The sequence below is a fragment of the Oscillibacter sp. 1-3 genome, assembly GCF_000403435.2.
Taxonomy (GTDB): Bacteria; Bacillota; Clostridia; order Oscillospirales; family Oscillospiraceae; genus Oscillibacter.
Map to the genome: position 1 here is coordinate 701699 of NZ_KE159703.1, position 20668 is coordinate 722366.

The window sequence follows — 20668 nt, forward strand, 5'->3', positions numbered from 1 at the left end:
AGGCTTCGGGCCGCGTGCATCTGCCGGGTGAATGCGGTGTTGAGGGGTCTGGCCTGTAAAGCGGGTATCAGCCGCGGGCGCTCCCGTCCATGGACCGGCAGGCGGCGGACAAACGTGAAGGGCGTGTCTGTTTCAAGGCCGCTCTGCTCCGGCAGTACGGAGACAGCGGTTTCTGCCAGCTGTCCCGGCGGCAGAGCTGATATTGATTTTTGCTATTCGCCGATTTATTTTTCACCCCTTTGGCTTATTGTATATCATTCGGTACGAATAATCAATGTTAAAGGAATCTCTGCGGCCAGGGACTTTTTCAGCGCTTCTATCAAAGAGAACATTTGTCAAGGGGGATTTCACCCAAAAGATGAAATCCCCCCGATAAACTGGAAGGCGTATTACTCCTCGTCAAAACTCGTTTTCTTGTGGAGCAGGATCATTTTCTGTAGAGCCATCAGGCCAGAATATCCAACTGTTTATAATCCGCGATTCTTTTCCCGACCTCCTCCCAGGTGAAACGGTCCCGGACAAACTCATAGTCGCTCCAGATACGCTCCAGTTCCGCCTTAATCTGGGGGACTTCGTTCAGGTCTCTTGCCCCAGTGCGGACATAGTAGTCAGGCAGCAGGGCGCAGGCCACAATGCTGCTCTCGGCCTGGGGCAGCTCCTCCGCCCCCTGGCTCAGAGCGGCCAGCAGCCGCAGATGATTGTCGGTATAGCTGTTCAGCTCCTGTTCTACTCCAAACAGGCCGTTCAGGTCGAACAGCTGGAAGGGGGGCCTGCCTGGAACCTCAATCTCACCGCTGTAATAGACCAGCTTTCCGTTGAGTTCATAGAGTGCGTTGCACATATCCATCAAGCGTTGGTATGCCTCTTGAGAGGGTAAGGTCTGAAGGGAGCGAAACATCAAATCAACCGCCCAGTCCAGTTGGCCCAGCACCTCACAGTCTGGTAGTCTGGACAACTGCTCTCCCAGCCGCACAAGCCGGGCAATGGACAGCAAACCCCATACCCGAACCTCGGCACCGCTCAGTTCCTTCGCCCTGGCCTCAATTTCGGCGGGAATGTCGTTGTAGAACAGTCCGTCCTTATCCTCCAGCCGCCCAATACGGTCGGAGCAATCGTCCATCAGTTTCTCCCCCACCTTATCATAGATATTGTCATCAGCACTATAAATGGTGTCCGCCCGGTGGAGCCACAGCTGGGCTTCATGCAGGTTGCCCGCATCCATAGCGGCCACACCCAGTTCATAATAAGTTCTGGACACCCCAGCCCAGTCCTTTTTTCTCTGGAACTCAGCCAGCCGCTTCTCTGGGGCGTTATCCTCCTTTATTTTCTTTTTTCCAAATCCAAACATAAAAATCATCTCCTGTTGTATTTTGCTGACACGAAACAATCATGCTATTCTTAAATTCTGTAATTTACTTTTCTTTCTATAAATTCCCAGAAAATTCCGATTTGTCGAATTAACACGGGCAAAGTATAACACCGGTGCGGGCGATAGTCAACCTTTGTCTTTGGACGCTGATAATAGTAGTGGCAAGCAATGCCCCGGTATATACCCGGCACAGCTTGTTGGGGGCCAATGCCCCCCCAGTGCATCGGCGCAGCTCCACCCGATGCACAAACCGCTGGTGGTGTCTGCTGGCCTGTCCATACTGGGCAGGAAAGGGACGCCCGGTGGACCGACCCTCGGAGATCGCACGACTGCCGGAGGCAGTACCACCGCCGGCCTTGGCAGGTGGTGAGTAAGTGCGCTCTCCGAGAGGGCCGGCAAGGAGAACGGAGCGCCCAGGTCATCCCCGGACGCTCCCGCTTCGATCCTCTCCTGCTGGTCGATCACTGCCTTTCCAGCCTATGCCATTCTGCCACAAATGAACCGTCAGCCAATGTGTATTTGGATGATGAAACTACCCTTTACACAATACATCTCAGCAAAGAATCGCTGACCCATGGATTCAAGCCGATGTTTGATCGATGCTCCAAACAAGTTACGCCGCCATTCGAGCCGGCAGGCTGTATCTGGCTGAAAGATATGTAATTTTCATTGCTGGGAGAACGGATTGGGATTGGGGTACGGATACTTCGCCGTATAGGACGGCCAATAAAAACACTCATTCGGTTCCCTTCTGGAGTCGGATGAGCATAAAAGAACGGATTGATTTGCCGGTCTCGCTTCGCCGCGCCGGTATCACTTTTCTTGCCGGGCGACAGAGCGCCTGCAAAAATCTGCCTCGATCCGGCATTCCGCCGGCTTGAAAACAGGCTCTAGGCCGGGCGGAATGCCCCAACTGCGGGAAAAGGCGGTTTTCAAGACAAAGCAGCGTCGCCTCGGTAGAAAAATGCGCCGAGACGACGTTCTGCCATTTTTCAAACAGCTCCGAATCCTGAGCTTATGCCATATGGATTCTTCCTGCTCTATCGGTTCTTTTTCGCCAGCGCAGCCAGCTCCCCAAACTTTGAGACTACATAGCCATAGCTTTTCCTTCCGTGAGGGATAAGACACGCGCTGCAGTCTTTCGTCCCATCGGGAAGCCAGGAGCAGTTTCCCCCGCAGGCTGATCCCAGGGTGTACAGGGGACAGTAACAGAACAGGCAGTTGAAATCCTCCGGCCGGTCTGTTTTGTGGCAGGGGAAAAATTCACAGTCCTTATGCTGAAAGAAAGAGTACCGGCTCTCCTCCGGTTTCATAGTCAATCCAGTTTTCTCTTCTGCTGCCATCGTCTGTTTCCTCACTTTCAAAGATTCAAAGCGGCCATCTGCCGCAGAACTGCCGTCCGGCGTTCGGACCGGCTGCCCGCCGCCAGCTCATGGGTCAGATAGTCCGGCTCCAGATTCCAGATCCCCTCGGCGCCCTGACAGCCCAGCTCCCTAAGCTCCTGCCGCAGTCCCTCCGCGCCGCCGTACTCCGCCAATACGGCAGAGGACAGAGGCAGACTGAGCGTCTGTTTCACGCCTGCTCCTCCCCAGGCCTTTTTCCGCACCTCCGGGTATCCGGCGTGCCGCTCCGCGCGGGAGGCCCGCAGGCCGGCGGCCTCCAATGCGCCGGGCCAGAGGATGAATTCCCGGTAAACGCAGAAAAGACTTTTTTACAGGGCAGCCGGTCCAATTCTTCCGCTTTCCGTCGTATTATATCCAGCGGTTCTTCATCGGAAAACGGCGGTACAGAGGCACTACGGTATAGGGTATGGTTATGGGAAATTCTCCCCTCCTGCATTGCCAATAGGTTGGATAAACGCTCCGGCAGTATTGCCGCTGGGCATGCTCGGCCATCCGGTCATAAAGATCCGCCAGTTCATCCCGCGTCTGCGGGCCGCCAGCGCCCATTGCGCGGAGGCAGTCCCGCCATGCGCAGCGCGGCAGACCATCGGCCAAACCGCTGGGCAATATACGCCCCGCCCAGAACCTCGCTTTGGAACGGGGGACGGTTCAGCTCTGCTGCGCAGCGGTGGACATAGGCAAGCAGCTGCTCGTCCGTATCGCCGCTGTGCTGCCGGCCCCACTCCATATCCCGGGCGATCCGCGCCCTGCCCAGGGCGGCGCCGGCTGCGGCCTCTGCCCGCCGGGCTTCCCGCAGGGTCTGCTGTCCCGCCCGGTATGCCTCCTCATGCTTGAACAAGAGCGCCTGCCGCTTAAATTCCCGCTTGTAGATTCGCCGCCTGGTCAGGGGCGGCAGCGGATGGGGCGGCTCCAGCCCGGCGGCCGCCACGGCCTTTTCCCAGCCGCCGAACCGTTTTGCGATATACGGCCCTCCGATGATCTCCTCTGCGCAGGGCGTCACGCCGAACGGCTCCGCCGCCTGCAGGAGGCGGGCCAGCAGCTGTTCGTCCGTATCCTTCTGATGGTCCCGGCTGAATTCGGCCTGCTGCCGTTCCAAAGCCTTGACTGTGCGCCCGATCACCTGTCTGTTGGACCACAGGCTGCTGTGAAACCGCTGTGTTTTTCTGTTTCCAGACATATGCATTCCTCCTGTATTTGCGCTCTTTGTCCGGCGGCTGACGGCCGGGATGGCATGAGGCACCGAGGGGGGAGACGCTCCGGGCAGTCCCCTCCAACGCAAAAGGCCGCATAATGCCCCTTGGGAAAGAAAAACCGCACCAGGTAATTTTTACCTGGTGCGGCCGTTCTTTCCCGCGCCCGTTTCCCGTCACTCCCCCCTTGGGGGCCCCACAGGTTCGATCATCGTCGGTATTCTGGCTTGCGTATTGGGAACCGGAAAACCGGTCCTGCGCCTGCTGTCCAGCCTTCCCAGGGGTTACCCAGTGACCGGATCGCTCCACGGACAGCACACTCCTACGCTTACAGCAGCGGGCAAAGAGCCGTGGACTGGCCGCCAAAGCGGCTTCACCACGTTTCCTAATCACCGCGCCTGCCTTTCGGGCAGTCATTACGGGTGACACGATGCGGCGTATTTGGTTGTTATGTTCAGTATATACGATTCGCTAAGGCAAGTCAAGAGCGCCTTTTGCCGCGGAAGTGTCCAACCGCGCATATTATCATCTGCGATTTTGGTTTTGCGCCGTCATCAGCGGCCCATATCGGCAATATGGATCTGAGGATTTGCTCTTTTCGCCAAAGCCAGCACCGCCTGGCTGTCCTCCGGCTTCATCACAAACACCCGCGTATTGACGCCCTTGCCGAAGTGCAGCATCACGTTGGGCGCCGCTTTTCGGGTGTCCTGATGAAGCGTCGTGATCTCAGACCAGGTCCAGCAGCTGTGAAGGGAGGAACCAAACAGGCGGTAGTGGATGTCCACACCCTCCTGGGACACGATATGCTCTTTTTGAAAGAAGCAGGCCAAAACCACGAACAGCACCACCGGTACGTAGAGCCACTGTCCGCGCGCGGCCTCCAGAAAGAGCATGCACAGGGCCAGAAGCAGGACGGACACTTTCACCCAGAGCCTGCGTTCGTGCAGAAGTCCATAGTATCGCATTTACTTTTTTGCTTCTTTTGCCGAAGCGCCGGCTCTGATCCTGGCCAGGGCGGCTATCGCCCGCTCATGGGCGTCGTCCGGCGCGCCGGCAGGCGTGCCGCCGGTTTTCAGTCTGCCCAGCAGATTGGTGCGGGAGCCGTCGGCATAGAGGATGTTGCCGCCCCAGCTGGCTGTGATAATGGCATAGATGGGGTTGATAATATTCATGAAGCAGAAGGGCAGATAGCCGAATGTGGAGACGCCCAGAATGCTGGAGTGATAAGCGCCGCAGGAGGACCAGGGGATCAGGGGAGACCAGAGGGTGCCGCCGTCCTCCAGCGTCCGGGAGAGCATATTCCGGCCCAGGCCCATCTCATCGTATTTTTCCTTATACATACTGCTGGGAATGATGAGCCCCAGGTACTGGTCGCACATCGTGGTAATGCAGAACATGGAGGTGAGGATCGTCACCACGATCAGCTGGAACGGCGTCCTGACCTTTTTAATCAGACCGCCCAGCAGAGACTCCACCGCGCCGATCTTCTGGAGAATGCCGCCGAAGCCCACGGCGATAATCACCAGGTTATTGGTCCAGAGCATACTGTTCATGCCGCCCCGGTTCAGCAGCGTGTCGCACAGGGCGTTGCCGGTCTCGGCGGAGTAGCCGTAGTGGGCCATTGTGATGCAGTCGGAGAAGCTGGCGCCCTGAAAGATCACGGCGAAGATACAGCCAATCGTTGAGATCAGCAGCACGCCGGGAATGGCCGGGATTTTCAAAAGAGCCACCACGATGATGAACAGGACGGGCAGCAGCAGAATGGGGCTCATGTACGCATAATGGTCCACGATGGCCTGGGACAGATCGTTTGCCATCTGCGGATCATAGCTGGCGCTGCCTCGAAGGGAAATAATGGTGTAAATGACAATGGCGATCACCAGACTGGGGAAGGTTGTTGTAACCATGGCCCGCACATGGTCGAAAAGACCGGTCTGGGCGGAGCCGGCAGCCAGATTGGTGGAGTCGGACAGGGGAGAGAACTTGTCGCCGCAGCAGGCGCCGGAGAGGATCATGCCGGCCACCAGTCCGGGATTCAGTCCCATGGTGTCGCCAATGGCCATGAAGGCGATGCCAAGGGTCGCCACCACCGTCCAGGCGGAGCCCAGGGCGATGCCCACAATGGCGCACAAAATGCAGGCCAGTGGCAGGAACATCCCGGGAGTGATGCATTTCAGGCCGTAATAGACCACGGCGGGAATGGTGCCGCACCACTCGAAAGAGCCGATCAGACAGCCCACGCAGAGGATGATAATGATGGCCTCCAGGGACTGATTCACCGCGTCCAGCGCGGCAGCGAGCATCTCTTTGTAGTTGTAACCGCACCGCCAGCCCACAATCATGGCTGCCGCACAGGCGATCAGCACCGGGATGTGGGGGTCCTGGCCCCAGTCAAAGACGTAGTTGGAGATCATGATTGCCAGCAGCACTGCAATGGGGACCAGCGCCTCAATTTTGCCTGGAAGCCGCGTTTTTGTTCTCTGTTCTTTTTCCATACGTTTCTCCTATCTCGTGTGGTATATGTTTCTGCAGTGCTCCTGCGGATAGAACCATGTTCCTCCCCGGTTGGCACCGCAGTTGTTATCAGGGCGGCAGGCGCACAATACACTCCTTTCCGATGTGACCAATCTTGATAATACCCCCTTTATTTTACATTTATTGACTTATTTTGACAATTGATAGTTCGTAATAATTGCGGACCAACAGTTGTAAAATATCACCAAAAACGGTGGCTTGAAATTTTGACACATGGGAACCGCTATTGCCTGGCGGGCAGCTTGGTGAGCGGAAAAATGCCAGGGAATACACGCAAAAGAACATTTGTCAAGGGGGATTTCACCCAAAAGATGAAATCCCCCGGTAAATACGTGGTGGGGCGGTTAGATGCCTGTGATCTATTCTACAAATAGCATATCTCTGTGATAGGAAAGGTATTCATTCATACTTTTGTTTATTTGAAGGTTAGACTTCATCCCTTGGGATAGTCCAAGCCGCTTAATATTTTCAGCCCCAATCTGAGAAGATAAAATAATCTTGCCATATCTATCGAATGTAATGAGACCACGGTCAAAAAGTCTATCATAGGTAGCGCTAAGGAGAAGCCCGTTGTCAACACTTAAGCGCTCTTTATTAGAGCTGGCTGCCCATGGCTTAATGTGGCTTGCAACAAGCAAATCGGGATGGTCAATTCCCGTTATAATACAACGCCCATTATATTTATCAATAAGAGATTTTCTAAAGGCACCTTGACCTACTCGTGATTGAATGATGGCTGTTTTCTCGGTTTCGGGAATTTGTCTGTCATTCTCTATTGTCTCCATATAAGTACGATCGCCCGAATCTTCGGATATGGTATTAAGAAAATAGCGGTATTGCTTAAGCGCATTTCTGTACAACAGTTTTCTGCGAGTATTTTCTGTGGCAAAATCTCTATCGTTTATGATAAGAAAGATTGCAAGATCAAGTTCAAACGGTGACATATTTTCAAGTGGTTTTTGAATTGTACCTTTTTGATGCATTTTCTTCGATATTGCGCCTACTGCATCAGAGTATGTACCAATAGAACCCTCAGAAAACCCAATATTCTGAGCCAGCCAGTCAGAAAAGGGATTGCTACTATGAGTGGTAGATAATAATGCAGATGTACGGTTAGCGGAATCTGGATTGGCTTTCTTTTCTTCATTTACCCCGGTCGAACCTCTTTTCGATGCAACGCCTAAGATACGCGCTCTCGTTTTAATAGCATTTTCTGTTCTGTTAGGCAGATATTTTTCCCGCAATTCTTTAGGTGATATTTTACCATAGTTTTTTTGCGGTATTTCATCATCTTCTTTAGTCCAGTTGGGGGTCTTTGCTGATGTGAGACCAAGCTTATATGCTCTCCCAACGATAGCGTCTACCGTTCTGTCTGGCAGGTATATTTTCTGCAATTCTTCATTTGATATTTTGCTATAGTATGTTTGTAATATTTCATCATCTTCTTTAGTCCAGGCGGGACTCCTTGGTGACCCAATACCAAGGAGCACTGCTCTCCCAATAATAGCCTTTATCGTTCTGTCGGGCAGGTATGTCTTTTTCAATTCCTTATTTGGTATTTTGCCATAATATTCTTGTAACTTTTTAATCTCTTCCTCGGTCCAGTCGGGACTCTTTGCTAATGTGAGGCCAAGTTCAGATGCTTTCCCAAGGATAGCATCTACTGTTCTGTCAGGCAGATATGTTTTCTGCAATTCTTCTATTGATATTTTACTATAGTATTCTTGTAACTTTTCAAGCTCTTCTTCGTTCCATTCTGGTCTCTTTGCTAATGCAATGCCAAGTTCAGATGCTTTCCATCTAATAGATTGCGATGTCCTGTTAGGTAGATATTTTCTCCGCAATTCTTTATTTGGCATCTTACCATAGTGCTCTTGCAACTTTTCAAGTTCTTCTTTCGTCCAGTCTTGGCCTTTCAATGGAACCCCTCCCTTTTATAATTTCATTATAGCCAACGCGGTTAATCAAAGTCAGGTTTGAAAGTATAGCATCAATATGGGCAATATTCAACCCTTGTTTTTGGACGTTGCGGTAGTGGCAAGCAATGCACCGTTATATACCCGGCGCAGCTTGTTGGTGGCCGAAGGCCCCCAAGCCCCCAGTGCATCGACGCAGCTCCGCCCGATGCAAAAGCCGCCGTTGGCGTCTGCTGGTATATACTGGAAGGGAAGGACACCCCTGGCGGAGCCGCCCCCGGAGGGCGCACGGCTGCCATCAGGCAGTACCACCATCGCGCCCTGGCAGGTGGTGGTTTAGTGCGCTCTTAGCAGAGGGCCTATAAGAACGGAGCGCCCAGGTCATCCCCGGACGCTCCCGCTTCGGTTCCCTTCTGCTGGTCGATCACCGCCCTTCCAGCCTGTGTCATTCTGCCACAAATGAGCCGCAGTCAATGTAATGTAGTGGTCTGGTGAAACCACCCTTTATACATTACATCTCAGGAACAGCTCGTGTTGATAAATGCCTATAAGCTTTTTTCGTCAAAATGACTGAATGAGCAGTTACCCATAATGAGTAACTGCCCGATAAATAAGAATTTATTGAAATGTAATTCTCAAAAGGCAAAAATCAAATCCTTGCCGAATGCTTTGCACAATTTCTACATAGACAGGTTTTTCAAAAACAATCTCAAATAATTTTTTGTTATATCCAGCAGTGCAGTGACACCATGTTAATGAATTTGAATTTTTTGCTTTTTCTAACATAGGACATTCACAGGAAAACATTTTTGTATACAATTGATTATCTTTAATAAACCAACCGGCACCATTTTCATTCAAAGCATTGACAAATCTATGCAAATCCTTATCCAAAGAGAGATAGAGCTGTTTCAAGTTATTTGCTGTATCTTCTAACCTGCCATTTTCATTGCAATAGCACTCTTGGCGAATGTTTTTTACCGTTTCTTTATCAAATCTATTTTCAAGAATAGCAGACAGCTTTTCTACCCACTCGGCTCGAATGTCTGGTGTTGAATTTATAGATAATGGAATTTCCTTTATTATGCTCTCTGCAGCTTCCCTTGATACATTCTTTTCCAAACTATGTTTCAACCTCATTAACTCATCTATTTCTAATGTCGGAGAAATTTGCTCTGGCATAGAAAAATTTTTCATATTCTTTCTCCTTAAATTCCGATCTATTACCCTAATTATAGCACAGCCAATCTTCTGACTCAAGCTGCAATCCGTAAAATTGCCAGTGCCCAGTTCCATCAACACGAAAGGCAAAAGGGACAAGCAGATGCCGCCATATCTTTGTACGGCAAGGAAAATCAACGCGGAGCGGCGGAAAAAGATCCGTCGTTTGGGCGTTTTGACATTTTATAAACAAGGCCCAAAGTCTTGAAATACGGCATGTCCACCGAGAGAATATATTTTTGCTTTGTCTCTGCTCCGGCAGACCCGCATGAAAGCTGGCGGTTTGTTTGATTTCTCCTTCCGCTTCAACCCTTGTTAATAATGTGCGCCACCAGGCGCAGATTTCGCTCAATCAGTACATTCCTGGCCTCCGGGTCCCCTTGGGCGTAGCGGGCCAGCCACTCCCGTTCCTCTGCGGCGGACAGGGGCTTTGGAAACGACCCGCCGCCGGACAGGCGCAGGGAAAATAACAGTGTGTTGGCAAACAGCAATAGTGCGGCAGACAGCATAAAATCCCTCCTCCCTAATGTCTATGAGGCAGGGGGAAGTCCACATGCAGACTTTACAGCGGGGGAGGAATTTGGTATAGTATAGCCAGTGAAGCTGAAAAGCTGTAAATTGCCGCCTCAGCTACCGGCGGTCCGGCGGACTGCCGGCGGGCGCACGTTCGCCGTGCAATTGGGCCGCATAGACCGGCGGCGGGCAGCGTTCTGCGGTTTTTCGAGTTTGTGAAGCGCAGAGGCAGATTTGGACGGATGTCCCGGGAGTGAGGCGGCGGAAATGGCCTGGTTTGTCTATATGCTCCGCTGCGGGGACGGATCGCTGTATACAGGCTGTACCAACGACCTCCCCCGGCGTCTGAAAGCCCACCAGACTGGCAGAGGGGCCAAGTACACTCGCAGCCGTCCGCCGGTGGCGCTGGTCTACCGGGAAGAGGCGCGGGACCGGTCCGCGGCCCTGCAGCGGGAGGCGGCCATCAAACAGCTGACAAGGCGGCAGAAGCTGGCCTTGATCGGGGAAGGAGAGGGAATTGCCATGACGGAGATGCGGCGGAAGGAGCGGCAGATGCCGGAGGAGTTCGCCTGGGAGGTGGTGGACAAGTGCGAGTACGCCTTTTTGGCCATGACGGCGGAGGACGGCAGCCCCTACGGACTGCCGGTGACCATCGCCCGGGGCGGGCGGGCGATCTACTTTCACAGCGCTCTGGAGGGGCGGAAGGCGGAGTGCCTGCGGCGCTCTCCCAGGGTCTGCCTCAGCTGCGTGGGGGACACCCGGGTTCCGCCGGGGAAGTTCACTACGCTGTTTGAGTCGGCGGTGGCCTTCGGAAGAGCGGAAGAGGTGACGGAGGACGATGAGAAGATCCACGCGCTGCAGCTGCTGTGCCAGCGTCACACGCCGGACAACATGGAGAACTTCCCCAAAGCCGTCGCCAAGAGCCTGAGCCGGACCGGAGTCTGGAGGATCACGGTGGAGGAGATCACCGGAAAGGCGAAGCAATAAAAAACAGCGGGCGTCGTGAGGACGCCCGCTGTTTTGCCTTCAATTCTCCCGCAGGTGGATGGTGCAGCCGGTCAGGCCGTAGAGGGGCTCCGCAGCCGTAGGGGTCAGTTCCTCCAGAACGCCGGTCTGAGTGAGGACGGAGGTGGATTTGAAGCACACCGGCAGGATGGGGGACTGCTGCCGGAGACGGCTGCACAGCGCCTCCATGGCGGCAGTCCGGTTTTCCGCGGCGTTGTAGGCGGCCAGCAGTCCGTCTGTCTCAGCGTCCATCCAGCCGCCGTAGTTCAGAGCGCCGCCGGAAGAGAGCAGGGGCGAGAGGTCCCAGTCGGCAGTGAGACGCACCTCGCCGTAGTAGAGGTCAAAATCCCCTGCCTCCAGGGCGGCGGCATACTCCTCCCAGGGCAGGACCCGGGTCTCCACCGGTACGCCGGCGGCGGTGAAGGACTCCGCCAGATAATCCGCCACGGCGGTTTTGAAGCTGTTCTCACCGTTTACCAGCAGGGTGAGGGTGCGCTCCGGGACGTAGCCGGTCCGGCTCACGGCCTGGACGGGGGCGTCAGCGGAAAAGCGGATCTCCAGCTCCTGCGGGTAGAGAGGCGAGCGGGGAGAGACGGGAAACTGGGCGGCCCTGCCGTGGCCGGAGAGGAAGCCGCTGACGATGTGCTCCCGGTTCAGGCACTCGCCCAGGGCGCACCGGAGAGCGGCGTCGTCCAGGGGCGCGGCAGCAGTGTTCAGGCCCACGTACTGCAGGACAGCGGTGTCCGCCTCCCACTGGTTGACGCTGCCGGTGAGGACCGCCGGGTCTGTGCCGGTGAGGTCGGCGGTGATCAGCTGCACCTCGTGGGAGGAGAAGCGGTAGAGGACGGCGTCCTGGCCGGAGGCCTCCGTCAGGCCGATGCGCTCCACCGGCTGGCCCCCGCCCTGCCACCAGGCGGGATTGGCGGCCAGAAAGGCTCCGTCCTCGTCCTGGGAGAGAAAATAGGGCCCGGTGCCCAGGGGAACGCCGCCGCTCTCCTTGGAGATGGGAATGTCCAGCAGGGCCGGGAAGCCGGTGTTGGGGCGGCTGAGGGTGATGGTGACGGTACCGTCCCCGGCGGAGATGGAGGAGATGTGAGCCAGCCGTGCCCGATAGCGTTCCGACTGTCTGGCCCGTTCCAGAGCGGCCCGCACGTCACGGGCAGTCAGAGGGGAGCCGTCGGAGAAGAGGACCCCGGAGCGGAGGGTGAAGGTGTAGGCGTACCGCTCTGAATCGTAGGTATAGCTCTCACACAGAAGATTTTCTGTCTCCAGATCGGGAGTCAGTCGGAACAGTCCCTCACAGATCAGGGAGGCCGCCGTCTGCTGCGGCCCGTCGGGACAGTCGATAGGGTCCAGGGATTGGTCCGGCGCGTAGGGCAGGGAGAAGGACTCCGGCAGCAGCAGTTCCGGTTCCGGCTCCGGCTCCTGAGGCAGTTCCTCGCCGGGAGAGATCAGACCGGTGTCCTCCGGCAGCTCCTCCTGCCAGCAGCCCGTCAGCAGCAGCGCCGGAAGGAGAAGAGAGAAAAATGTCAGCAAGTGCTTTTTCATCGTGTCACCGTTTTTTGGAATTCGGAATCAGGCCGTGTTTGAAAAATGGCAAAACGCCCGCGTGGCGGATTTTCCGCTGTGTATTCCGCCATTTATCAAACAAGGCCTGGAGATCAGGAGTTGGGAATTCTCTATTCCGGAGTTTCTACTTGATGGAGATTACCGCCGCGTGAACGCCTCTCGCATCTCCCATCTTTCGGTGAGACCAGAAGAGGTCCGGGCGGCAGGCGGTGCAGAGGCCGCAGACGTCGATGTGCTGCGGCAGCAGTCCGGAGCGCAGGAGCCATTGGCGGTTCAGGCCCGCCAGATCCACGTGATACTTGGGACCCCGCTTCTCCAGAAACGGCTCCGCCTCCGCCCCCAGGGCAGAGCGCATGGCCTCCGGCACATCGCCGTCGGTCTCAAAGCAGCACCGGCCGATGCAGGGGCCGATGGCGGCCAGCAGATTTTCCGGCCTTGCGCCGCAGTTCCTGCCCAACTCTTTGACGGCATTTTCCAGAATGCCCCCGGCGCAGCCCCGCCACCCGGCGTGGACGCCGCCCACCGCTCCGGTGACGGGATCGTGGAGCAGGATTACGCCGCAGTCGGCGGAGAAAACCGCCAGAGGGAGATTTTTTTCGCCGGTAATCAGGCCGTCGGCGTCGTAGTCCCGCTCCCGGTCCAGTCCCTTGCCGGCGTCGGCGGCGGTGCAGAGGCGGACGGTGGTCTCGTGGACCTGCCTGGAGAGGACCAGACGGTCCATGTCCACGCCGGCGGCGCCGCAGAAGCGGCGGTAGTTCTCCCACAGGGCCTCTGCGCCGTCCCCCATGCCGGGGCGGAGGTTCAGGCTGTCCCAGGGAGCGGGGGAGACCCCGCCCAGACGGGTGGAGAAGGCGTGGGGGACGGGGAGCAGGGAAGAGGTCAGAAAGGCCAGACCGTCCCGCTCATGGGTTTCAAAAGCCATAAATACCTCCGTTATGGTTGCGTGTTTGGAGTCTCTTCTTGGTGTTCCACGACCTCGTGGGCCGTCCAGCCATGCCAGATATGGACCCCGCCATAGAGTATAATGATGAGGCCCGCCACCAGTAAAAGAAGAAATACATCGCCGCTTGTCAGCCAGGCGAGGCCGGTGCCCAGACCGGTGAAAATTCCTCCGAGAAGCAGAAGAGCGATGCCAAGCAATAATTCTTTGATGTCCTGGAGCAGTTTTAATGTGTTCTCGCTGTAGTGGTCCATAAATCGTACCTCCATGGTTGTTTGAGGGATGGCCTGCACAGGGGTGCAGACCCCACAGTCTTCTGCCGAAAATGCTGGAGGCTGTGGGGGTATGGCCAGCAGAGGGCTGCTGGCCTCACAGGAGTTCTACCGGCAAACGGAAGGTCGTTGGGGGACGGGCCGGGTCAGAGCCCGGCCCCTACAAGAAAGCCGGTAGAATAGGGCGCCATCCCAGACGGTAAGCCAGGCGCGAAGCGCGGGAAGAGAAGGAAGTCCTTGCGTCTACCCATCAAATTTCCAGCGCGTCCTCCGATTAAAGCAAAAGACCTCCGCAAGCGCCAAAAAGTCTTTTTCTCTTTTGGACCATGCACGGCCCGTTTTCTTTTTTTCTGCGCTCAGAAAAAGAGAAAATGGGGGGGTGTATCTGCCCAGCCATCGTCATGGCTGAAATCTCCTCCGCCCGTCAGAGCAGGTAAAATCCCGCCCGCCGTAGGGCGGGACCTTCCATCCATCAGTTCTGATGGTACTCAGGACAACTGCACTTCTTCCACTTCAGCCCGCTGCCGCAGGGGCAGGGATCATTCCGGCCGATTTTGGTGACTTTCACAGGCTGCTTTTTCGGCTTGGTGCCGTCGCCGCCCACATTCTCCACCATGCCCTTGGCCACCCGCTCCCGCTTGACCTCCTCGTCCTTCTTGAGGCGCACGGAGTACAGCCGCCGGACAGTCTCGTCCTGAATGGCGGAGACCATCTCCTCGAACATGGACAGCGACTCCTGCTTGTAGGCGATGACCGGGTCGGTGTTGCCGTAGGCCTGGAGGCGGATGCCCTGCTTGAGATCATCCATGGCGTCGATATGGTCCATCCAGTACTCGTCTACCACCCGGAGCATGACGACCCGCTCCAGCTCCCGCATGATGGCCGGGGTAATCTCCGCCTCCTTGGCCTCGTAGAAGTTCTCCGCGGCGGCGGTAAAGGCCGCGTCAAAGTCCTCCTGGCCCTTGCCGGGGATCTCCGCCTCGGGGATGGAGACGGCGCCCTTGGCAAAGTACATGCCCTCCAGACCCCGGAGCATCTCCTGATACCCGGCGGCATCCAGGTGCTGCCGCTCTCCGAAGGCCAGGGAGACGTGGTTGGCGATGGAGGTGCGCATCATGTTCAGCACGGTGTCCTTGATGTCCAGGCCGTCCAGCACCTGGCGGCGCTGGGCGTAGATGATCTCCCGTTGCTTGTTCATCACGTCGTCGTACTCCAGCACGGATTTCCGGGACTGGAAGTTCCGGGACTCCACGGTGGTCTGGGCGTTTTCGATGGCTTTGGTGAGCATCTTGTTCTCAATGGGGGTGTCCTCGTCGATGTCGAACCGCTCCATCATGCCGGTGATGCGGTCGCCGCCGAAGAGGCGCATGAGATCGTCCTCCAGGGAGATATAGAACCGGGTCTCGCCGGGGTCGCCCTGGCGGCCGGCGCGGCCGCGGAGCTGGTTATCGATGCGGCGGGACTCGTGGCGCTCCGTGCCGATGATGAAAAGACCGCCTGCCTCCCGGACCTTGTCCGCCTCATCGGCAATCTCCGCCTTGTGCTGGGCCATCTTTTCAGAGAAGAGCTTCCGGGCGTCCAGAATCTCCTGGTTGTCGGTGTCGGCGTAGCCCGTGGCGTCCACGATGACCTCCTCGGAGTAGCCGGCCTTTACCAGATCCGCCCGGGCCAGATACTCGGCGTTGCCGCCCAGCATGATGTCGGTGCCGCGGCCGGCCATGTTGGTGGCAACGGTGACCGCGCCGAACTTGCCCGCCTGGGCTACGATCTCGGCCTCTTTTTCGTGGTTCTTGGCGTTGAGCAGGTTGTGCTTGATGCCCTCTTTGACCAGGAGCTTGGAGAGGAGCTCGTTTTTCTCGATGGACACGGTGCCAACCAGCACCGGCTGGCCCTTCTTGTGGCACTCCTTGATCTGCTGGATCACGGCCCGGAACTTGCCCGCCTCGGTCTTGTACACCACGTCGTGGTGGTCGTCACGCTGGTTGGGGCGGTTGGTGGGAATCTCCACAATGTCCAGATTGTAGATGGTGCCGAACTCCTCCTGCTCCGTCAGGGCGGTGCCGGTCATGCCGGAGAGCTTGCTGTACAGGCGGAAGTAGTTCTGGAAGGTGATGGTGGCCAAGGTCTTGTTCTCGCTGTTGACATTGACGTGCTCCTTGGCCTCGATGGCCTGATGGAGGCCGTTGGAGTACCGCCGGCCGAACATCAGGCGGCCGGTGAACTCGTCCACGATGATGACCTCGCCGTCCTTGACCACGTAGTCCACGTCCCGCTTCATGGTGCCGTGGGCCCGGATGGCCTGGTTGATGTGGTGGGAGAGGGTGGAGTTGGAGGGGTCGGAGAGGTTGTCGATGTGGAAGAACTCCTCCGCCTTGGCGATGCCCCGGGCGGTGAGGGTGGCGGTCTTGCCCTTCTCGTCCACCACGTAATCGGCGTCGATGTCCTCGTCCTCCTCCTCCTTGTTGTCCACCTGGACCACTACCTGCTTTTTGAACCGGGCCACCAGCATCTCCGCCATGTCGTAGAGCTGGGTGGACTTCTCCCCCTGGCCGGAGATGATGAGGGGCGTCCGGGCCTCGTCGATGAGGATGGAGTCCACCTCGTCCACAATGGCGAAGGCGTGGCCCCGCTGCACCAGCTCCTGGGAGTAGATGCACATGTTGTCCCGCAGGTAGTCGAAGCCCATCTCGTTGTTGGTGCCGTAGGTGATGTCGGCGGCGTAGGCCTCCTGCCGCTGCTTGCTGGTGAGGCCGTGGACGATCAGGCCCACTTTCAGCCCCAGGAAACGGTGAACCTTGCCCATCCACTCGCTGTCGCGCTTTGCAAGGTAGTCGTTGACGGTGACGATGTGGACGCCCTGGCCCGTCAGGGCGTTCAAATAGGCGGGGAGGGTGGCCACCAGCGTCTTGCCCTCGCCGGTCTTCATCTCGGCGATGCGGCCCTGGTGGAGGACAATGCCGCCCACCAGCTGTACCCGGTAGGGCCGCATGCCCAGCACCCGGTCGGCGGCCTCCCGCACGGCGGCGAAGGCCTCCGGGAGGATGGCGTCCAGCGTCTCGCCGTTTTGCAGGCGATCCTTGAACTCGGCTGTCTTGGCCTGGAGCTGGCCGTCGGTCATGGCCTTGTACTCGTCGGCCATGGCCTCGATCTTGTCCACAACGGGGTAGATGGATTTCAGCTCCCGGGAGCTGTAATCGCCGAAGATTGATTTCAAAAGACCCATGGTTTTATATACATCCTTTCAATTCATCTTTCCTGAGAAAGGGAAGAGTTCTCTTGTATAGATAATTGTTCATAATAAAACAACGATAGCATACCACAAACAGGAAGGGAATGCAAAGAAAATCAGGGGATTGGTAAAAAAGTTTACAAAGGGGGGCGGCGGGTTTGAAGCCGCCGCCCCCCCTCATGGGTTGCGTTATTCCAGGGTAAACTCCGCCGTCAGGAGAAAATCCGTCGTGTCGCCGGGGGCCCGGTACTCGAAGAACCACTTTGTGACCCGATAGTGCCCCGGCTTCAAATCGCCGTAACCGCTGCTCCAGGTGAGGGCCAGCTCCCGGGATTCGTCCGTGGAGAAGATATACGCCTCCGCCGTGTTGGCGAACTCCCCCTTGCGCTCCAGCCAGTGCCACCGGCCATCCTGTTCCATCTGGAGCCCAAAGTCGTGCTGGTTGCCGCTGTTGATCTCCGCCTCCGTGGTGTTCAGCACCTCCACCGTGACGCCGCCGGGCATGGCGGTGCCCTCCACAACAGTCATGGTGACGCCCTCATAGTTGTTCACTTCACCCTCGAAGGCGTCTCCCACCTTGGGCGCGCCATAGCAGGCGGTGAGGGTCAGCAGGCCCAGCAGGGCCAGGGACAAAAATAATTTTTTCATCTCAAACACCTCCTGTTGATTTAGACGGCGTAAGATCAGAAAAGGTATCCGCCTTTACAGCTCTGTGTCCAGCAGCATCCGGATTCGGTTCTCCACCGTGCCGTCCCGGAGAGAGGCGTCGTAGTCCACCCCCACAATGAGGCTCCCCGGCAGCTGCCGCTGGAGGGCGGCATACTGCCCCCGGCCGTAGATGTGTCCCGGCAGGCACTGAAAGGGCAGGCCGCTGAGGACCTTGCGGTACCCCGCCCGGACCCAGGCGGCGCTCTCCGCCGCCAGCAGCCATCCGCTGCCCAGGGCGCAGCGGGTGCCGTTCAGCTCCCGCGCCAAAGCCTTCAGCTCCCGGTAGGGCGGCAGGACGGTGAACCCCGCCTCCCGCAGAATCCGGATGAAGCGGCGCTGCATGGGCCCGCCCAGGGCTGCCAGCAGCTTGCCGCCCAGCCGCATGGGCAGGGGGCCAATTTCCAGGTGACTGTCCAGATAGTACAGGGCGTACCAGGTCAGGCCGTTGATCCCCACCCGGCACCCCTGCCGCTCCAGAAAGTCCGTCAGGTCCCAGTTGCCCAAGGCGCAGTACTTGGTGTAGATGTCCCCCACCAGGGCGACGTTCTGCAAAGGCGCGGGCCGGGTCTCCACAGATTGAAAGTCCCGGGCCATTTCCCGGCAGCGGCGGAGGATGGCGGCGGGGGAGAGGTTCCGCTTTGACGCCAGGTCGCCGGAGAGAATCTCCTCCCAGCGGCGGATGAGGGCCGCCGTCTCCCCGGCGCGGCGCTCCGCGGGGCGGGTCTCGCCGCCCATCAGCAGCAGGGCGTCTCCCCAGAAGGCCGCCGCCAGGGCCCGGCGGGCCATGGTCAAAGACACCGGCAGGGCGGAGGAGCGCTCCACGCCCCGAACGTTGAAGGACAGCAGCGGCACCTGGGTAAAGCCCTCCCGGTCCAGCACCGGCCGCAGCAGCCGGATCAGGCAGGAGCCCCGGCAGCCGTCGCCGGTCTGGGAGATCAGAACGCCGGTGCGGGCCGGGTCATACTCTCCGGAGCGCAGAGCGCGGAGCACCTGCCCGGTGATGAGGACGAAGGGGTAGCACAGGTCGTTGTGGGTGCGGCCCAGCCCCAGGTCCTCCACGTCCGCCCGGTTTCCCTCCAGTACCACAGGCGTCCACACCGGGGACTGAAACGCCCACCGGAGCAGAGGCCAGTGGGCGTCCAGCAGGGAGGGAATCAGCAGAGTTTTGGGCGGCATGAGGGCACCTTCTTTGATTGCGAATAGTATATAAAATAGAAAATATACAGATAGTATCTAAAAATCCGGCTCCAGATCCTCGTCCAGCAGCATCCGGATGCGGCTCTCCACGGTGCCGGGGCCGGTGCTGGCGTCGTAGTCCACGCTGACCAGCCGGGTTCCCGGGAGCTTGCGCTGGAGGGCGGCGTACTGCCCCTTGCCGAAGATGTGCCCCGGCAGGCAGGCGAAGGGCTGGACGCAGAGGATCTTCCGGCAGCCCAGCCGGGCCCACGCGGCGGCCTCGGCGGCAATGAGCCAGCCGTCCGCCACGGTGCAGTTCAGCGGGGCCAGGCCCTCCGCCTGCCTCTTCATCCGGGCGAAGGGGGGCAGGGTATGGTAGCCTGCCCCATTCAAAATGTCCAGCATCTCCCGCTGAACGGAACCCAGGAAGCGGGCCAGAAGGCGGTAGAGCTTCCGCTGGGGGACGGAACCTTTCATGGCGTGAGAGTCCATGTAATACAGGGCGTACCAGGTGATGCCGCCCACGCCGGTCTCGCAGCCCTCTGCCGCCAGATACCGCTCCAGATCCCAGTTGCCAAGATGGCAGTATTTGGTGTAGATCTCCCCCACCACGGCCACCCTCTGGACCTTCCGGGGCACGGTCTCCACTTGGCGGAAGGCGGCGGTCATCTCCCGGCAGCGGGCCATGATCTGACGGCAGGTAAGGGATTTCCCTTGACGGAGACTGTCCCCCAGGGTTTTCATCCATGTCCGCCACAGGGACTCCGCCTCGCCGGGATGGAGCTCATAGGGCCGGGTCTGATTGCGGAGAATGGCCAGCGTGTCCCCCCACACGGCGGCGGCCAGGGCGCGCCGGACCATTATGGGCGTGATGGGCAGGCCGGTGTCCCGGTCGATGCCCCGCACGTTCAGGCTCAGCAGGGCCACCTGCGGGTACCCGGCCTTGTCCAGGGCCCTCCGGGTCAGGCGGATGCCGCAGGAGCCCCGGCACTCGTCCCCGGCCTGGCCCATGAGCACGCCGCACCGGGCGGGGTCGTACTTTCCGGAGGCCAGGGCGGAGAGCACCTGCCCGGCGATCAGAAAGACGGGATAGCACAGCTCGTTGTGGAAGTACCGCAGGCCCAGGTCGGCAAGGCCCTGGTCCTCTGTCAGCAGCACAGGCTCCCAGTTGTCGGAGGAGAAGGCGTATTGCAGCAGGGGAAACCAGTCGTCCAGCAGGGCGGGAATCAGCAGCGTGCGGCGGGCGGGCATGGCGGGACCTCCTTCGGATGAGACGGTTGGCCTGTAACTTTTTCCACGATCTCTGCAGCGTATAATGATTGTGACTTATAAACCGTTGTCTTAAAAGCGGCAAATCAGATAGACTTATCAGGAAGAGATCGGAGGTGAACGAGATTTGGAAATTCAGCTGGCGTTTGGGAAACGGGTCCGGCAGCTCCGGACGGAGTACGGAATCAGCCAAGAGAAATTCGCGTTAAAAATTGAGATGGACCGGACCTATTTTGCCTCGGTGGAGGCAGGGCGGCGCAATATTTCGCTTTGCAATATAGCGAAGATTGCTGGCGGACTGGATATAACGTTAAGCGAGCTGTTCGACGGAGTGGAATGAAAGGAAGCGAATG

18 protein-coding genes and 1 riboswitch are annotated in these 20668 nt (G+C 57.8%); of the genes, 2 read left to right on the forward strand and 16 right to left on the reverse strand.

Annotated elements, in window-relative coordinates:
* Positions 1–445 precede the first annotated feature (445 nt).
* The 9 genes from C816_RS03480 to C816_RS03520 form a co-directional block, all read right to left on the reverse strand.
* A complete protein-coding gene (locus C816_RS03480) occupies positions 446–1348 on the reverse strand; it encodes a hypothetical protein (protein ID WP_016321032.1) in 903 nt (300 codons plus the stop codon).
* 1061 nt (positions 1349–2409) lie between these two features.
* Complete coding sequence (locus C816_RS03485; protein ID WP_016321034.1) at positions 2410–2712, reverse strand: cysteine-rich small domain-containing protein; 303 nt, start codon at positions 2710–2712, stop codon at positions 2410–2412.
* A gap of 17 nt (positions 2713–2729) precedes the next feature.
* The gene (locus C816_RS03490) at positions 2730–2945 is read right to left on the reverse strand and encodes a hypothetical protein (protein WP_155978879.1); all 216 of its coding nucleotides are present in this window, start codon (positions 2943–2945) and stop codon (positions 2730–2732) included.
* A 341-nt stretch (positions 2946–3286) separates the two neighbouring features.
* Complete coding sequence (locus C816_RS03495) at positions 3287–3949, reverse strand: homing endonuclease associated repeat-containing protein (RefSeq protein WP_016321036.1); 663 nt, start codon at positions 3947–3949, stop codon at positions 3287–3289.
* A gap of 207 nt (positions 3950–4156) precedes the next feature.
* Positions 4157–4410, reverse strand: a riboswitch (cobalamin riboswitch).
* A 106-nt stretch (positions 4411–4516) separates the two neighbouring features.
* Positions 4517–4927, reverse strand: coding sequence for a hypothetical protein (locus C816_RS03500; RefSeq protein ID WP_016321037.1), 411 nt, complete (start codon positions 4925–4927; stop codon positions 4517–4519).
* Positions 4928–6457: a Na+/H+ antiporter NhaC gene (gene nhaC / locus C816_RS03505; protein WP_016321038.1), complete on the reverse strand. Its 1530-nt coding sequence runs from the start codon at positions 6455–6457 to the stop codon at positions 4928–4930.
* Positions 6458–6856: 399 nt separating this feature from the next.
* Positions 6857–8416, reverse strand: coding sequence for an HNH endonuclease (locus C816_RS03510; RefSeq protein ID WP_016321039.1), 1560 nt, complete (start codon positions 8414–8416; stop codon positions 6857–6859).
* A 615-nt stretch (positions 8417–9031) separates the two neighbouring features.
* Positions 9032–9709 (reverse strand): DUF6144 family protein, encoded by a 678-nt coding sequence (locus tag C816_RS03515; protein ID WP_242832103.1) that lies wholly within the window; start codon positions 9707–9709, stop codon positions 9032–9034.
* 230 nt (positions 9710–9939) lie between these two features.
* Entirely contained in the window at positions 9940–10143 is a 204-nt protein-coding gene (locus C816_RS03520) for a hypothetical protein (RefSeq protein WP_016321040.1), read from the reverse strand.
* Positions 10144–10381: 238 nt separating this feature from the next.
* Here C816_RS03520 and C816_RS25530 point away from each other — a divergent pair, with 238 nt between their 5' ends.
* Positions 10382–11134: a pyridoxamine 5'-phosphate oxidase family protein gene (locus tag C816_RS25530; protein ID WP_371254347.1), complete on the forward strand. Its 753-nt coding sequence runs from the start codon at positions 10382–10384 to the stop codon at positions 11132–11134.
* A gap of 39 nt (positions 11135–11173) precedes the next feature.
* On the opposite strand, the gene C816_RS03530 is transcribed toward C816_RS25530, so the two are convergent.
* The 7 genes from C816_RS03530 to C816_RS03560 form a co-directional block, all read right to left on the reverse strand.
* A complete protein-coding gene (locus C816_RS03530) occupies positions 11174–12700 on the reverse strand; it encodes an ABC transporter substrate-binding protein (protein ID WP_016321042.1) in 1527 nt (508 codons plus the stop codon).
* Positions 12701–12845: 145 nt separating this feature from the next.
* Complete coding sequence (gene pgeF / locus C816_RS03535; RefSeq protein ID WP_016321043.1) at positions 12846–13643, reverse strand: peptidoglycan editing factor PgeF; 798 nt, start codon at positions 13641–13643, stop codon at positions 12846–12848.
* A gap of 11 nt (positions 13644–13654) precedes the next feature.
* Positions 13655–13915, reverse strand: coding sequence for a hypothetical protein (locus C816_RS03540; protein ID WP_016321044.1), 261 nt, complete (start codon positions 13913–13915; stop codon positions 13655–13657).
* A gap of 490 nt (positions 13916–14405) precedes the next feature.
* A complete protein-coding gene (gene secA / locus C816_RS03545) occupies positions 14406–17156 on the reverse strand; it encodes a preprotein translocase subunit SecA (RefSeq protein ID WP_016321045.1) in 2751 nt (916 codons plus the stop codon).
* A 195-nt stretch (positions 17157–17351) separates the two neighbouring features.
* Complete coding sequence (locus C816_RS03550; RefSeq protein ID WP_016321046.1) at positions 17352–17810, reverse strand: immunoglobulin-like domain-containing protein; 459 nt, start codon at positions 17808–17810, stop codon at positions 17352–17354.
* A 54-nt stretch (positions 17811–17864) separates the two neighbouring features.
* Positions 17865–19046, reverse strand: a complete 1182-nt coding sequence (locus tag C816_RS03555; protein WP_016321047.1) for a 2-hydroxyacyl-CoA dehydratase — start codon at positions 19044–19046, stop codon at positions 17865–17867.
* Between the two features lie 57 nt (positions 19047–19103).
* Positions 19104–20297: a 2-hydroxyacyl-CoA dehydratase gene (locus tag C816_RS03560; RefSeq protein WP_016321048.1), complete on the reverse strand. Its 1194-nt coding sequence runs from the start codon at positions 20295–20297 to the stop codon at positions 19104–19106.
* A gap of 145 nt (positions 20298–20442) precedes the next feature.
* On the opposite strand from C816_RS03560, the gene C816_RS03565 reads away from it, so the two are divergent.
* The gene (locus C816_RS03565) at positions 20443–20655 is read left to right on the forward strand and encodes a helix-turn-helix domain-containing protein (RefSeq protein ID WP_016321049.1); all 213 of its coding nucleotides are present in this window, start codon (positions 20443–20445) and stop codon (positions 20653–20655) included.
* The last annotated feature ends 13 nt before the right edge of the window (positions 20656–20668 follow it).